The organism is Burkholderia sp. IO2 (genome assembly GCF_029522185.1).
Classification (GTDB): Bacteria; Pseudomonadota; Gammaproteobacteria; order Burkholderiales; family Burkholderiaceae; genus Burkholderia; species Burkholderia cenocepacia.
In genome coordinates this window covers 89,702-104,560 of sequence record NZ_JAKWFH010000026.1, presented here as the reverse complement: position 1 = coordinate 104,560, position 14,859 = coordinate 89,702, and the positions used below count along the sequence as shown (strand labels likewise).

General features: G+C 68.3%; 11 protein-coding genes. 3 read left to right on the top strand and 8 right to left on the bottom strand.

From position 1 onward, the window contains the following. The 5 genes from sctD to MMB92_RS18495 all read right to left on the bottom strand — a co-directional run. Positions 1-1,279 (bottom strand): type III secretion system inner membrane ring subunit SctD (gene sctD, locus MMB92_RS18515; protein WP_277562852.1); only part of this gene is annotated, 1,279 nt, incomplete at its 3' end. Further along, complete coding sequence (gene sctC / locus MMB92_RS18510; RefSeq protein ID WP_006487858.1) at positions 1,260-3,305, bottom strand: type III secretion system outer membrane ring subunit SctC; 2,046 nt, start codon at positions 3,303-3,305, stop codon at positions 1,260-1,262. The genes sctD and sctC, both read right to left, overlap by 20 nt. Then, positions 3,305-3,583 (bottom strand): type III secretion system export apparatus subunit SctS, encoded by a 279-nt coding sequence (gene sctS, locus MMB92_RS18505; RefSeq protein WP_006480854.1) that lies wholly within the window; start codon positions 3,581-3,583, stop codon positions 3,305-3,307. Before sctS ends, sctC begins: the two co-directional genes overlap by 1 nt. Further along, positions 3,580-5,787: a type III secretion system export apparatus subunit SctV gene (gene sctV, locus MMB92_RS18500; RefSeq protein WP_006498989.1), complete on the bottom strand. Its 2,208-nt coding sequence runs from the start codon at positions 5,785-5,787 to the stop codon at positions 3,580-3,582. The genes sctS and sctV overlap by 4 nt, the downstream gene beginning before the upstream one ends. A 250-nt stretch (positions 5,788-6,037) precedes the next feature. Continuing rightward, on the bottom strand, positions 6,038-6,871 hold the full coding sequence (locus MMB92_RS18495; RefSeq protein ID WP_006487859.1) for an autoinducer binding domain-containing protein: 834 nt from the start codon (positions 6,869-6,871) through the stop codon (positions 6,038-6,040). Between the two features lie 283 nt (positions 6,872-7,154). Here MMB92_RS18495 and MMB92_RS18490 point away from each other — a divergent pair, with 283 nt between their 5' ends. Further along, positions 7,155-8,063 carry a LuxR family transcriptional regulator gene (locus MMB92_RS18490; protein WP_034178602.1) on the top strand — a complete coding sequence of 303 codons (909 nt, stop codon included), beginning with the start codon at positions 7,155-7,157 and terminating at the stop codon, positions 8,061-8,063. A 133-nt stretch (positions 8,064-8,196) separates the two neighbouring features. Here MMB92_RS18490 and MMB92_RS18485 read toward each other — a convergent pair whose 3' ends face one another. After that, on the bottom strand, positions 8,197-9,843 hold the full coding sequence (locus MMB92_RS18485) for an Nramp family divalent metal transporter (RefSeq protein ID WP_006487872.1): 1,647 nt from the start codon (positions 9,841-9,843) through the stop codon (positions 8,197-8,199). A gap of 123 nt (positions 9,844-9,966) precedes the next feature. Continuing rightward, a complete protein-coding gene (locus MMB92_RS18480) occupies positions 9,967-10,104 on the bottom strand; it encodes a hypothetical protein (RefSeq protein ID WP_006487867.1) in 138 nt (45 codons plus the stop codon). 1,082 nt (positions 10,105-11,186) lie between these two features. Between MMB92_RS18480 and MMB92_RS18475 the strand changes: the two genes are divergently transcribed. Then, complete coding sequence (locus MMB92_RS18475) at positions 11,187-11,453, top strand: hypothetical protein (protein WP_006487869.1); 267 nt, start codon at positions 11,187-11,189, stop codon at positions 11,451-11,453. A 90-nt stretch (positions 11,454-11,543) separates the two neighbouring features. Further along, positions 11,544-13,031, top strand: coding sequence for a carbohydrate porin (locus tag MMB92_RS18470; protein ID WP_080322480.1), 1,488 nt, complete (start codon positions 11,544-11,546; stop codon positions 13,029-13,031). A gap of 103 nt (positions 13,032-13,134) precedes the next feature. Here MMB92_RS18470 and treA read toward each other — a convergent pair whose 3' ends face one another. Continuing rightward, on the bottom strand, positions 13,135-14,850 hold the full coding sequence (gene treA, locus MMB92_RS18465) for an alpha,alpha-trehalase TreA (RefSeq protein WP_277562851.1): 1,716 nt from the start codon (positions 14,848-14,850) through the stop codon (positions 13,135-13,137). Positions 14,851-14,859 lie beyond the last annotated feature (9 nt).

Sequence of the window (14,859 nt, the reverse complement as noted above, 5' to 3'; positions counted from 1 at the left end):
GCACCGGCTGCGCGACGCCCGCCGCCGCACCGCTCGCGAGCGGCGCCACGGGCGGCGCCGGCGCCTGCTCGGGCGCACGCGCCGACGGGCCGCCGAGCGGCATCGTGATGCGCTGGCCGTTGCGTTCGAACACGACCTCGTCCGGGCCGATCGACACGACGGTCGCGCCCTCCTTCAGCCGCGCGCCTTCGAAATAGCGGCTGCCGTCGACCGTCTCGATGTAGCGCTGGTCGCCGTCGCCGGCGAACACGGTCGTGATCTCCGGAATGCCCGCCGTGCCGCCGAGTGTCGTCGCCGTGCGCGGCGCGGCCGCATCGGCATCGCGCACGTGATCGACCACCTCGAGCGCCGGGCGCGCGTCCTTCATGTAGTTGCGGATGCGCGGCTCGATCTGCGCGCGCGCGGCCGTGCCCGTCAGCTCGATCCGGCCGCGGCCGAGATACGTGACCGTCAGCGCCGTGTCGCTGAAATAGGTCTGCGCGGTCGCCACGAGATCGCTGACCACGTAGATGTTGCCGAGCGCCGCGTTGTCGACGCCCGCGACGATCTGCGCGACGCGCTCGCGCGCGGCCGGGTCGCTCACGTAGCCCGACACGATCACGCCGTCGTCGCGCGGCGCGACCGCCAGCTCCGGATACGCGTGCAGCAGTTGCTGCAGCCGGTGCGTGCGCGCGAGCACCGATTCGTGCTGCCACGGCAGCCGCCCCGACCACGCGACGAAGCCGTAGCCGAGCGCGCCGAGCAGCACGCCGACCCACAGCGCGACCAGCGCGATCACGAGCCGCCGGCTGCCCAGCCGCCGTAGCCCGCCCGTGAGCCAGCCGAGCCACGCGGCTTCGCGCGCGGCGTCCGGCGCATCGGTTTCGTCGGGCACCGCGACGCTCGCCTGCGCATGCCGTGCGATGCCGAGCCGGATCGAGCCGACCGTCACGACGTCGTTCGGCGTCAACGAGCGGCGGCCGGTGCCGAGCGGCTCGTCGTTGAACAGCACCGGCGCGCCGGCGTCGCCGCCGTGGTTCTGCACCGTCACCGCGAGCGCGCCGACCTGCAGGCACACCTGTTTCGCGCCGATCTCGCGATCGGGCAGGATCACCTCGCAGTCGGCCGCCGTGCCGACCCAGTTCGCGCCGCGCGCGAGCGACATCGTGCGGCCGTACATCGGCCCGCTCAGGAAGCACAGGTTCCACGGCGACGCGAGCGCGGCGGCCGAGCCGGCCCCGCCCGCCGCGCCGCCGGGCAATGCGCCGTCGCCGTGCGGATCAATGATGCTCGTCGACATGCGTGACCACTCCTGCGGTCGTCGCCGCGGGCTGCGACGCCGCCGTATCCTTCGGCGGCGGCAACGCGGGCGGACCGAATTTCGTGCCGGGCAGCGGCTTCGGCGTCAGCGGCACCGTGACGTCGTTGTCCGGCGGGCGATACATCGACATCCCTTCCTGGTTCGCCGGACCGTCGACGCCCGGATTCACCGGCGAGCCGTCCGGCGCATACATCGACGCGCTCGTCACGACCCGCGGCGTCAGCAGGTAGAACCGCTCCATGTGGTTGCCCGACTTGTCGGTGTACTTGAACAGGTTGCCGATCAGCGGGATGTCGGACAGCCAGGGCACGCCGCTCTTGTTCAGCCGCACCTCGTCGTCGTTGAAACCGGCGATCAGGAGGCTCTTGCCTTCGTCGATCATCGTCTTGGTGACGATGTTGCGCTGCTGGATCACCGGCACGTTCGACACCGCCTGCCCCGGCACGATGTTGCCGTCCTGGATGTCGATCGACATCATCACGCTCTGCGGGTTGCCCGACACGGCCGCCGCGTTGCGGATCGCCTCGTCGACGATCATCGGCGTCACCTTGATGCTGGTGCCGGTCGTCACGCTGTACAGCGACGAATCCTGATAGCCCGGCACCTGCACGTAGAACTGCGTGAGGTTCTCGAGGATCGCCTCGGTGTTGTCGAGCGCGAGCACCTTCGGCTTCGATCGCAGTTGCGCCTGGCCTTTCTGCGCGAGCGCGTTCACGCGCGTGAGCAGGTAGTTGCGCAGCGACCCGCCGATCGACGCGGTCAGCGCGATGCCGGTCGGCATGAAGGCGCCCGTCTGCCCGGTTTCCGACGTGCCGATGCCGAACGTCAGCGGCGGATTGCCGGCGCCGTTGTACTGCGTGTTGCCGTTCAGCGCGTTCTGGCCGTTGCCGATCTGCACGTCGCCGTGCGTCGTGTGCAGGCGCCAGTCGATCCCGAGGCTGTCGAGCGAATCCTCGTTGATGTCGATGATCGTCACGTTGATCTCGACGATGCGCGGCCGCTCGTCGAGCTGGCCGATCAGCGACTGGTAGCGGTACATGTTCTCCGGCAGGTCGCGCACGATCACCGCGTTGATCGCCGGGTCGGCGACGATCTGCGGCAGCGTGTCGCCGCCGCCGTTGTTCGAGAACGGCGAGAAGCCGCCGCCCATGCTGCCGTCCGCCCCGCCATAACCGCCCTGCCGCGGGCCGCCGGAAATGTCGGGAAAGTCGAGCCGCGGCACCGCGATCGTCAGCCCCGAGCCGAGCTTCACCTGGCGCGCGGCCTGCCCGAGCGGCGTGCTGGACGGCGCCGCGGTCGTGCCGCCGCCCTTGCCGAACAGCCGGCGCAGGATCGTCGCGACGCCCGGCACCGTCACTTCCTTGCCCGAGCGGTTGATCGTGAAGTCCGACGCCCAGCCGTATTTCAGCCGGAACGCGCGGATGTCCGCATGCGCGCCGTTCGCCGACGGATCGCCAACCGAGCCGACCGCCTGCCGCACGAGCTCGACATAGCGGCGCGGGCCGGCCACGTACACGCTGTTCGCGCGGTCGTTGATCACCAGCGTGTAGCGCTTGTCCGGAATCTGCATCGCCTGCAGCGCGCGGCCGATTTCGCCGGACGCATTCGGCGGAATCGGGATCATCTGCGTCTGCGACTGGTCGGCCGGATCGACGTACAGGAACGAGCCGTCGTAGTACCACGTGAGCCCGTAGGTCGAGCAGATCGTGTCGAGCGTCTGCTGCGGCGTGCCGGAGAAGCGGCCGCTGATCACGCCGTCGACCTTCGGGTCGACCACCGCCGTCACGCCCTGCGACGACGCGAGCTCGCGGATGAAGTCGCCGATCTTCTTGCCGTTTGCGACGATCGTGAACGGCTTGTTGCGCCAGCGCAGGTCCGCGGCGCGCGCATGCTGCGCGGGCGCCATGCACAGCGACGCCGTGAGCAGCGCGGTCGCGCACACGGCAAGCGCGGCCCGTTGCAGGCTGCGCGGTTGAAACCGGATCGAGGCGACGCGTCGACGCATCAAAGGACTCCTGTGGAAGAAACGAACATGCGTTCCAGCGCCTGCTGCGCGAAGCGCAGCACTTCGCCGCCGAGCCAGCCCGACAGCAGCACGAGCGCGACCATCACGGCGATCAGCCGCACCGCGATGCCGATATTGGCGTCCTGCACCTGCGTGACGGCCTGCAGGATCGCGACGACGAGGCCCGTGACGGTCGCGATCAGCACGATCGGCAGCGACAGCAGCAGCACGAGCATCAGCGCCTGGCGCGTCAGGTCGAGGATCGTCGAGCTCGTCATTGCGCGGCTCCCGGCGCGCGCACGTCGGCGCCCGCGCCGACCGTGCCGTCGTCCGGCGGGTTCTTCACCCAGCCGACCGTATGCAACTGCACGTCCTCCTCGACTTCCTGGTACGACAGCACCGCGAGTTCGGGCAGCACCGGCTGCAGGATCGTCTTCACGTAGCGGCGCGCGCCGAGCGCGACCATCACCGCGAGCCGCGCGCCACCCTGCGCGTTGCCGTGGCCGCCGGGGCCGGCCGCCTGCGCGGCCTGCACGATCGCGCGCACCTGTTCGCCGATGTCCTGCTTGACCGCGCTCGACAGCGCGAGGAAATTGCCCTGCTTGGTGCGCATCACCGCGCTCTCGATCCGCTCCTGCAGGTTCTGCTCGAACAGCACGACCCGCAGCTGGCGCGCCGTACCCGCGTGACGATCGGTGATCATCCGGCGCAGGTCGACGCGCACGAGTTCGACCAGCGCGATCACGTCGTCGGGCTCGTTCGGCGCCCACGTGATCAGGCTCTCGAAGATCACGCGCAGGTTCCGGATCGGCACCTGTTCGGCCAGCAGGCGGCGCAACACTTCGGTCACGCGCTGCAGCGGCACGAGCCGCGTCAGTTCGCCGACGAGCTCCGGATGATCACGGCGCACCAGATGCACGAGCGCCTGCGTCTCCTGGATGCCGAGCAGCTCGTCCGCGTGCTGGCGCACGATCTGCTCGACGTGCGCGGCCAGCGCGCTCTCGCTCGACAGCCACTTGCCGTCCGGCGCCGCGCCGTCGGGCTTGATCCACAGCGCGGTCGCGAACGGGCCGAACGCTTCGGCCGGCTGGCGCTCCGCGCGCTCGGGCAGCGGCGCGACGCCGTCCCACAGCAGCCAGCCCGGCTTCAGCGCGCCGTGCGCGACGAGCACGTCCTGCAGGTAGATCCGGTACGTGCCGGCCGGCGCGCCTTCGTCGTCGTTCAGCGTGATGCGCGGGAACACCGTGCCGATGTCCGCGTCGACGCGCGCCTTCGCGCTCGACAGCGCCGCCTGCAATTGCGCGAGGTTCAGGTTCGTGCGCAGGTCGTCGGACAGCGACACCGCGATCAGCGATGTGACGCCCGCCGCGTGCGACACCTTCGCGGGCTGGCCGTCGTCGGCCGCACCGACGCGCCCCGCGACATGAATCAGGTTGAAGCTCGGCGCGGACGTCTTGCGCTTCAGTTGCGAGAACGCGAAGGCGCCGAGGCCGAGCGCGATCAGCGCGAACGACCATTTCGGGAAACCGGGCACGACGAGAAAACCGCTCAGCACGAACGCCGCGATCAGCAACGCGCGCGGATGCGCACCCAGTTGCTCGCCGAGCTGTTCGCCGAGCTGGCGTTGCCGCGCATCGCGCGTCGCGACGCGCGTCGTCACGATGCCGGCCGCGATCGACACGAGCAGCGACGGAATCTGCGACGCCATCCCGTCGCCGACCGTCAGAATCGCGTAACGCTGCAGCGCTTCGCCGATGTCCATCCCGTGCATCAGCGTGCCGACCGCGATCCCCGCGACGATGTTGATGAACGCGATCACGAGGCCCGCGATCGCGTCGCCCTTCACGAACTTCATCGCGCCGTCCATCGCGCCGTGCATCTGCGATTCCTGCTCGAGTTTCTCGCGACGCTCGCGCGCTTCGTCGGCGCTGATGATGCCCGCGCGCAAGTCCGCGTCGATGCTCATCTGCTTGCCGGGCATCGCATCGAGCGAGAAGCGCGCGCCGACTTCGGCCACCCGCTCCGACCCTTTCGCGATCACGATGAACTGCACGACCGCGATCACGAGGAACACCACGCCGCCCACCACCACGTTGTTGCCGACCACCAGCCGCCCGAACGCGTCGATCACGTGGCCGGCGTTCGCATGCAGCAGGATCAGCTTGCACGACGCGATGTTCAGCGCGAGCCGGAACAGCGTCGTAAACAGCAGCAGCGCCGGAAACGACGAGAAGCTGACCGCCGACGGCACGTACGTCGACACCGTCAGCAGCACGACGCTCGCCGCCAGATTCAGCGAGATCATCCCGTCGAGCGCGGCCTGCGGCAGCGGCAGGATGAACAGCGCGACGACCGCGACGATGAAGGTCGCGAGAAACAGGTCGGCGCGCGGCGACGCGCCCCCGAGGCGCCGTCCGGACACGCCGCGGCCGGCGGAAAACAACCGCTGCCAGTCGCGGGGGAGCGCCTTCGGTTCAGCCATCGTGCCGTCGTCCTGTCGTTATCGCCGGCTGGCACGGGCAACCCTTCCCCGTGCTGCGCGGACCGTTGAATGGGACGAGTGTAGCGACGGGAAACGGCGGAAAAAGAAGCGCGCCTCGTAGCGTGAAAGCGCGTTTTCCTCAGACGATCGAATCGGACTACGAAACCCGGCGGCCGGCTCGGGCACGCGCCGCCGGAACCGCTTCCATCGCGCGCCGGGCCGCCGGCGCGCGCCTGCGGCAGGGGTCGGGTCAGGACGGCAGCCGGCGCGCGGCGAGGTACGCGAGCTGCGCGCGGTTCTGTACGTTGAAGAGTTTTTCGAGCGAGCGGATGTGGTGCCCGACCTTGTGCAGCGACGTGCGCAGCGCGCTCGCGATCTCCTGGTCGGACAGCCCGTGCACGAGCCGGTCGAGCACCTGCTGCTGCTCGTCGCCGAGCGCGAAGCCGCGCATGCGCGCGACCCGCGCCTCGAGGAACGGCAGCGCGACGCGATGCACGGCCAGACTGACCGACAGCGCGCCGCCGATCACCCGATCGTCGATCCATTCGGTGCCGTGCGTTTCCGACGTCACATTTACCGCGACGCGCAGGTCGAGCCGCGGCGCCGACAGGCTGAAGATCACGCCGCTGTTCATTGCGTGCGCACGCAAGTGGCCGGCGAGCGCCAGCACCTTGCGGTCGCCGCTGCCGTGCGCGGCCGCCTCGATCTCGTCGAGCCGCCACGCGACCGGGAAGCCGCTTTGTCGCACCTGCGCGAAGCGCGGGTCGCTTTCGTACAGCATCCCTTCGATGAACGGCTGCATGAACGTCGCCGGCGCGAGGTCGCGCAGCAGATGCGCGCGCAGAATGCGCCGCCCGATCATTTCGTACGCGCCGTAACCGAGCGTACTGAATCCGATTTGCCGCAATCGCGCATGGCATTGCGCGAAATCGAATGACGCAAGGTCGGTTTTACCGGACGTGATTTGAATACCGGTAAAAACGTCACGCTCGATTGCGTGATATTCGTTCGAATAAGCGGCGGCGGCCGCTATATCGGCTTGTGAGAACCACTCGACGCGTGGTGCGCCGTCAGCATATGTCATGAGGAGCCCGCCCTTTCCCAATATGTGAAACTGCGCCCCGTCACGATCTGGTCTTTTCTTTATGATTTTCTGGTCGTCGTTATATGCGCACGAACATGAACCTTTCGCCGCAATTAGTATTACGGCATATTACCCACACACCGGCATTTTTGTACAATGCCCCCGCGTTTCGTCAGGGATGACGATCGGCGCATATCACAACGATGCTCGGTCGCACCGCCGCGAATGCCGTACACGATACGGCCGCCGCCAGGCGATGCGCGTCGATTCCGAGGGATGGCTCATGTCCGATATTGCATTGCATGAAGAAGCGGTCGCCCCAACCACCTTGTCCCGCTCGTCGCGCGGATTGAACGCCTGCGCGGACACGCTGCGCGAGCGCACCGTGCAGGTCGTCTGGTGCGACGACGTGAAACGCGGCGACGTCGCGCAGCCGCACGCGCCGAAGCTCGGCGTCGCCGATACGCTCGCGCACGCACAGAGCACGGCCGAGCGCAACCGGATCGTCACGAGCCTGCTGCATCTGACAGGCTTCTCGACGTTCGCGTACTTCGCCCTCGAATTCGCGCGCGAGCGCGTCGAAAGTCTCTACCTGCACGAAGCATTCACGCCGGCCACCTATCGCGGCGACTACGTACGTCACAACCATCACGACGTCGATCCGCGCACGCTCGGCGCGCGCGTGTGCAACATGCCGATCGTGTGGGACCTGCAGCAATTGCGCCGCGAACACCGCGAGCGCGACGACGACTCGTGCGTGAGCCCGGCCGCGCTCGACGGCTTCCTGCAGACGATGCAGGACGACGGGATGTGCAGCGGCATCATGTATTCGATGGCCGTGCCCGGCACGCGGCTGCACGCGTTCATGAGCTTCACCGCGCCGCGCCGCACGCGCGAATGGATCACGCCCGCGACGATCGAGCAGGCGCTGTCGATCGGGCTGTCGGTACACAAGTTCGCGTCGCCGCAACTGATCTCGACGTCGCGCGAGCGCGCGGTCAACGGGCTCACGCCGTTCGAGCAGGAGTTGTTGCTCGGCATCGCCGAAGGCGCGTCCGACAAGGAGATCGGCCGGCGCCTCGACACCAGCGCGCACAACGTCGACTATCACCTGCGCAAGCTGCGCAAGCGCTTCGGCGTCGCGAACCGGATCCAGCTCACGTACCTGACGTCGAAGCTCGAGCTGATCTGACGCGCGGGCGACGGCGCGGCGCAGTTTCGTTTCGCCGATCGCGTAAACGCACATGCCGGCCTCGCGGGCCGGCATGTTCGGGTTGCGGCGCGGCGCCGGGCCGGCGCCGCTTCCTCGCGGCGGACGGTCGCCGTTACTTCAGCAGCGTCATCTGCACGACCTTTACGATCACGAGCCCGACCGCAATCACCAGATAGCCGCGCAGCACGGCCATCCAGATCCGCGTCGCGAGCGTCATGTTCTGCGGCTCGAGCGTGTCGAGCGGCGGCATGCGCCACGTGTCGCGCAGCGAACGATCGACGGCCGGCTCGACGACGCGCTTGTTGCGGCGAATCAGTACCGTCGCGAGATAACCGGCGATGGCGAGCACGGTGCCGCCCACCAGCACGTCGACGATCGCCTCCCCGCTGATGTCCGGATACATCACCGACGCGGTCAGGATGATCGACAGCAGCACCAGCACCCAGATCACCGCGCCCGTGAACACGTTGAGCTTCGTCGAGTTGACCCAGGGCCCAAGCACCTGACGGTCGTTGCACAGCACGAGCAGGAACACCGTCGCGCTCGGCAGCAGCACGCCGGCCAGCGTCTGCACGGCTTCCGTCAACAGGCCGAGCGGGCTGCCCGGAATCAGCACGAGCGTGGCCGCCGCCGCGACGATGCCGAAGTAGACGAGATAGAAGCCCTTCGCGTCGGTCACGCCGCGGTGCAGCGAGTGACGGATCTTGAACACGTCGCCGATCGCGTACGCGGTCGACAGCGACACGGCCGCCGCGCCGATGATGCACGCGTCGAGCAGCGCGATCGCGAACAGCGTCGCGCTCGTGCGGCCCGCATACTTCTCGAGGCCGGCGATGATGCCGCCCGCGTCGGTGAAGTTGCCGGCTTCCGGATGGCCGCCGAACAGCGCCGAGCTGAAGCCGATCATCGCGACCGCGCCGACCAGCACGAACGCGATGCCGATCCACAGATCGGCTTTTTCATACTTCATGAAGCGCGGCGTGATGCGCTTGTCGATCACGTAGCTCTGCTGGAAGAACAACTGCCACGGCGCGACCGTGGTGCCGACGATCCCGATCACGAGCAGCATCACGTCCGACAGCTTCGCGTGCGCGGGCCAGTTCGGCACGAAGAAATCGCGCGTCATCTGCGCGACGGGCGGGTGGATCGACACGAGCACCGGCACGAGCAGCAGGCTCAGCACGCACAGCCCGATCGCGAACCGCTCGAAGCGCCGGAAATCGCCGGTACTGACCGCGGCCATCGTCAGCGCGGCGGCGACGCACACGCCGGCCACCTTCGGCAATCCGAAGAAATCCAGCACGAACGTGATGCCGATGAATTCGGTGACGATGGTCAGCGCGTTGAGCAGGAACAGGTCGATCACGCTGAACGCGCCCCAGAACTTGCCGAAGCGTTCGAAGATCAGCCGCGCATGGCCGACGCCCGTGACCGCGCCGAGGCGCAGCACCATTTCCTGGTTCACGTACAGCACGGGCACGAGCAGCAGCAGCGTCCACAGCAGCGTCGTGCCGTAGTTCTGGCCGGCCTGCGTATAGGTGCCGAATGCGCCGGCGTCGTTGTCGCCGACCATCACGATCAGGCCCGGGCCGATGATCGCGAGCAGCGTACGCAGGCGCGCCCACCACGTGCCGCGTGCGCCGGTGTCGTGGTGCGGGATCGTGCCGAGCGCACCGCGGATGTCGCCCAGGTGGGCGTCGTCGAGCACGGCGCTGCGGTCGACCGCGATCGGTGGAGAGACGTTGGAGGGCGTGGACATGATGTGTTCCGTACGGCTAAGGGTTATGCGATTCGATGAGCGTGCGACCTTGGGATGCGCGCGGGACGGCCGCTCGAAGGCGGCCGCACGTGCGCATGCCGAGGCGCGCTCGGCGTGTCTCTTTCAGCGGATCAACGCTTTCAACTGGTTCAGCAGGCGGGAGAACACCCGCGGACGGGCGTCGAGCGTCAGCATCGCGTCGTAGTGGGGGCGCGATTCCGTGACGTGCGGAAGGGTCGACAGCAGAAGGCCGAAGTTCATGGTCTGGCTCCGTGCGGCGACGGCAGGCGTGCCGGCCGCGTCGTGGGCGCGGGGCCAGCCAGGGGCCTGAACGACGTGTCAGGCTAGTCGGCCGGCGTGTCCCCGCGACCCGGGTTCAAAAGGGTCTGCGTATGCAGCGGGCATAAGGGACAACTGTCACTGTCGTTCATGGCGGCTCCTGTACGGTGTTCCGGGGAACACGGTTGACCGCCGTCCGGCGTGCGGGCCGGCATTCGCGCGCCCGGGAAACGGATGCGCGAACGCGGCCGCCTGCCAGGCGGCGGTGAAACCGGACAACGCATGCGAGAACGCATCACGCTAACCGGCGCGAATCAGGGTGCACGTAGGGAGTTGCTGCGGAAATACTGCTGCGCGCACCGTTTGCCCGGGAGACAAACGGCGGCTTCGATGAGGCGCGGACGTCGGTCGCTCAGGCGGAAATTTCGTTCGAAGATCGACTACTGCAGGCGTCCAAGGCGGCGGCCCCAAGAGTGAAGATGGCGGATTCTATGGACCGCGCGAAAGTGAAGTCAACCCCTCGAAACCCCGTTTTTCGAAATAAATTTCCCGCATGACGCAACTGAAAGATTTGCCCTTGAATTGACGTACCGAAACCTTTCAGCGGGCGATGACGCGATCGCGCGCCGATGCGTGCAAGCAACGGTGCGGCGCAACGCGCAACCACCCGCTTTGCCGTTGCCGGGCGGGCGTGTGGCGGCCCTGGGCCGCCGCGACGCGCACACCACACGGCGCAACCGTCATGCGTTTTCTACTTGCGCCGCAGCAAAAGTCGCGACTACAATCCGCCCCAATTCATCACGGGAGTCCCTCCGTGGATACATGCTCTAGTTGCAGTTCGATGCCGGTCCAGGCCGGCCAAGCCATCGCGAGATAGCAGCCAGACGCATGTCTTTCGCCGCTAGCTCGCACTCGTCGGGTTAGCGCGCCTCCATCCGGGCCGGCCATCGCCGGTTCGGCAGTCGCATGCTCCGTTATGTTCCATCCTCCGATCGCAGGCCGCGTCACGCACCCGCGCTCGATCACGTCGTCCGGCGTCCGCCGGACGGAACGGAGGCAGCGTCATGTTCGTTCAATCGTTCGCGGTCAAGCTCAAGCGCGTCGTACACGTCGCGTGCGACCGCTCTTTTTCCGGCCGCTCGCCGCTCGCCCGGGCATTCAGCCGCTGGCGCGGCCGGGCCCTCGCCCACGTGCCGACGGCGCCCCGCCCGCTCGATTGCGTGCTGATCGCCGCGACGGCGGCCGCGCTCGCGCTCGCCGCGCTGCTGTGCTCGGTCGCGCCGCGCGTCGGCTTCGCGCAGGTCTGGCGCGTCGGCGGCTGGCTGCCGTAAGCCCTGCTCCGTGCGGGCCGTCTCGCCATGCGTCCCGCATCACGTTCCCGTTTCTTCAGCCAAACTAATCAAACTGCCAACGGAACCCAAATGAAGAATCACCTCGCACCCGTCCCGCGCAAGCGCCGCCTCGATGCGCTCACCGCGCTGCTGCTGTCGCTCGCCGCCGCGCCCGCATTCGCGCAGGCATCGTCGCCCGCCGCTGCCGAACCGGCAGCCGGCGCGAGCGATGCCGCCGCCCCCGCGCAACAGGCCGCCGATACTGCCGCGCCCGCTCCGACCGGCTTCTGGGAGCGCTCGAACCTGCTCGGCAACATGGGCGGGCTGCGTGACGTGCTCGACGAGCACGGCGTCACGCTGAGCCTGCAGGAGACCAGCGAGTACCTGTACAACACGTCCGGCGGCACGGGTCGCGGCGGCGCATACCAGGGGCTCACGCAATTCGGTTTCAACGTCGACACCGGCAAGGCGGTCGGCCTGCCGGGCGGCACGTTCAACGTGTCGGGGCTGCAGATCCACGGCACCAACCTCACGCAGCGCTACCTGCAGACGTTGCAGACCGCCACCGGCATCGAGGCGAACTCGACCACGCGCCTGTGGGAACTCTGGTACCAGCAGTCGCTGCTCGACGGCAAGGTCGACGTGAGAGTCGGCCAGCAGAGCGTCGACCAGGAATTCATGGTGAGCCAGAACGCGGCGACGTTCATGAACGCGACGTTCGGCTGGCCCGTGCTGCCGTCCACCGATCTGCCGTCCGGCGGCCCCGCGTACCCGCTGTCGTCGCTCGGCGTGCGGCTGCGCGTGAAGCCGGCCGATGCGTGGACCGCGATGGTCGGCGTGTTCGACGGCAACCCGGCCGGCCGCAGCGACGGCGACGCCCAGGTGCTGAACGCACACGGCACCAACTTCAACCTGCGCAGCGGCGCATTCGTGATCGGCGAAGTGCAGTACGCGCTGAACGCGCCGCCCGCCGACCCGAAGGCCCCGCAGCCGGCCGGCCTGCCCGGCACGTACAAGCTCGGCTTCTGGTATCACTCGCAGCATGCGGACGATCCGCGCTACGGCACCGACGGGCTGTCGCTCGCCGATCCGGCGAGCAACGGCACGCCCGCCACGCATCGCGGCAACTACGGCTTCTATGCGGTCGCGGACCAGATGGTGTGGCGGCCGTCCGCCGACAGCCCGCGTTCGGTCGGCGTGTTCGCGCGCGTGATGGGCTCGCCGGGCGACCGCAACGTCGTCGATTTCGCGGCCAACGCCGGCGTGACGCTGAAGGCGCCGTTCGCCGGCCGCGACAACGACGTCGCCGGCATCGCGATCGGCTACGCGAAGATCGGCTCGCATGCGCGCGGCCTCGACGGCGATACCGGCGTGTACACGACGCCCGGCTATCCGGTGCGCCGCGCGGAAACCGTCATCGAAGCGACCTACCAGTACCAGGTCGCGCCGTGGTGGCAGGTGCAGGCCGACCTGCAGCACTTCTTCCGTCCGGGCGGCGGCATCCCGAACCCGAACGCGGCCGGCGCGCGCATCGGCGACGAGACGGTGGTCGGCGTGCGCACGACGATCACGTTCTGACGCGCGCCGCATGAAAACGCGGGCCGGACGGCCGCTTGCGCGACGGTCCGGCCCGTGCGATTGCTCGCCGTGTGGGCACGCGGCCCGCACCGCGCACCGCGCATTACTCGCCGTACAGCCCGAGCAGTTTCAGCGTGACGCCGTTGGTCCAGCCGAAGCCGTCCTGCAACGGATATTCGCCGCCGCCTCCGCCGCCCGTGCCGGTACCCTCGACCACGTACTTCTCGACGAGCTTGCCTTCGGTCGCATACACATGCTTCACGTCGGACAGGAAACGCGTGCCGATGTCCTTCGCGAGCGCCGGTTCGCCATAACGGCGCAGCCCGTCGATCGCGATCCACTGCAGCGGCGCCCAGCCGTTCGGCGCATCCCATTGCTGGCCCGTGTTCTCGGTCGTCGTCGCGAGACCGCCCGGCTGCAGCAGCGTCTTGCGCACTTCGCGCGCGGTCGCCTTCGCACGTTCCGGCCACGCGACGCCTGCAAACAACGGATACAGCGCGGCCGCCGTCACGCCGTCGCGCGGCTTGCGCAACTGCCAGTCGTAGTCGCCATAGTAGCCGCGACGGTTCCACAGGTAATGATTGATCGCAGCCGCACGCTTGCCCGCGCGCGCTGAAAAATCGGCCACGCATGCGATGTCGCGCGTGACCGCACAGCCCTTCACGATCGTCGTCTCGAGATGGAACATCAGGCTGTTCAGGTCGACCGGCACGATCGACGTCGTGCGGATCGTCGCGAGCGTCTTGCCGTCGCCGAACCACCGCGAGCTGTAGTCCCAGCCGCTTTCGGCGCCCGCGCGCAGGTCGCGGTACACCTCGTTCGCCGGTCGGGACGGCACCGACTTCGCGGTCGTCACGTCCTCCAGATACGACTCGTCGCGCGGCGTATCGCTCGCATCCCAGTAGCGGTTCAGCACGGCGCCGTCGGGCATCGCGACCACGTGGCGCGCCGCCTGCCCGCGCGGCGTCGTGGTCTCGCCCTGCATCCAGTACGCATGTTCCTTGCGCAGCGCCGGCAGGTATTTCTGGTAGACCTTGTCGCCCTCGACCTGCGCGGCGAGCGTGACCATGTACGCGAAGAACGGCGGCTGCGAGCGGCTCGCGTAGTACGTGCGATTGCCGTTCGGGATGTGGCCGACCGTATCGATCAGGTATGCAAAGTTGTCGAGCATGTCGTCGACGAGATCCTCGCGCCCCGACACCTGCAACCCGAGCATCGTGAAATAGGTATCCCAGTAGTACCCTTCGCGGAAACGGCCGCCCGGCACGACGTACGGCTTCGGCATCGGAATCAGCGAACTGTACTGGGGCACCGTGACGCTCGTGCGCGTGAGCTGCGGCGACAGCCAGTCGATGTGCTGGCGCAGCGTCTGGTTCGGCGGCGGCGTCACGCCGCCTGCCGGGGGCGGCGTGAAATGCTGGTCGACGAACGCCTTCAGCGAGAAGCCCGGCTGCGATTTCTGTTGCTGATACAACTGCACGATCGTCGCGGGGTCGGTATCGGGCGTTGCGTCGACGAAGGTCTTCTGGTCGGGATAGAGCTGCGCGGTCTGCACCGCGACGAACAGATCGCCGTAGAGCTGGCTCGGCGGCGGCAGCGTGCCCGACGCGGGAGCGGCAGCCGCTGCGGTGGTAGCCGGTATTGCGGACTGGCCGGCCGCTTGCGCGGCGGCCTGGTTCGCATTGTCGGCCTGCGCGGCGCAGCCGGCGACGGCGAGATACGCGATGGCCAGTGCGGCGGCCCAGCGCAGACGCGGCGCGGGCGGTGACTGACGCGACGAGAAGCGAGATGCAAGCGGTGCGGCACGACGTGACGTCATGGCGTGTCC

Bases quoted from the DNA above. Each gene is read 5' to 3' on its own strand.
- sctC (WP_006487858.1), bottom strand. From the start codon at position 3,305: ATGCGTCGACGCGTCGCCTCGATCCGGTTTCAACCGCGCAGCCTGCAA.
- sctS (WP_006480854.1), bottom strand. From the start codon at position 3,583: ATGACGAGCTCGACGATCCTCGACCTGACGCGCCAGGCGCTGATGCTC.
- sctV (WP_006498989.1), bottom strand. From the start codon at position 5,787: ATGGCTGAACCGAAGGCGCTCCCCCGCGACTGGCAGCGGTTGTTTTCC.
- MMB92_RS18495 (WP_006487859.1), bottom strand. From the start codon at position 6,871: ATGACATATGCTGACGGCGCACCACGCGTCGAGTGGTTCTCACAAGCC.
- MMB92_RS18490 (WP_034178602.1), top strand. From the start codon at position 7,155: ATGTCCGATATTGCATTGCATGAAGAAGCGGTCGCCCCAACCACCTTG.
- MMB92_RS18485 (WP_006487872.1), bottom strand. From the start codon at position 9,843: ATGTCCACGCCCTCCAACGTCTCTCCACCGATCGCGGTCGACCGCAGC.
- MMB92_RS18480 (WP_006487867.1), bottom strand. From the start codon at position 10,104: ATGAACTTCGGCCTTCTGCTGTCGACCCTTCCGCACGTCACGGAATCG.
- MMB92_RS18475 (WP_006487869.1), top strand. From the start codon at position 11,187: ATGTTCGTTCAATCGTTCGCGGTCAAGCTCAAGCGCGTCGTACACGTC.
- MMB92_RS18470 (WP_080322480.1), top strand. From the start codon at position 11,544: ATGAAGAATCACCTCGCACCCGTCCCGCGCAAGCGCCGCCTCGATGCG.
- treA (WP_277562851.1), bottom strand. From the start codon at position 14,850: ATGACGTCACGTCGTGCCGCACCGCTTGCATCTCGCTTCTCGTCGCGT.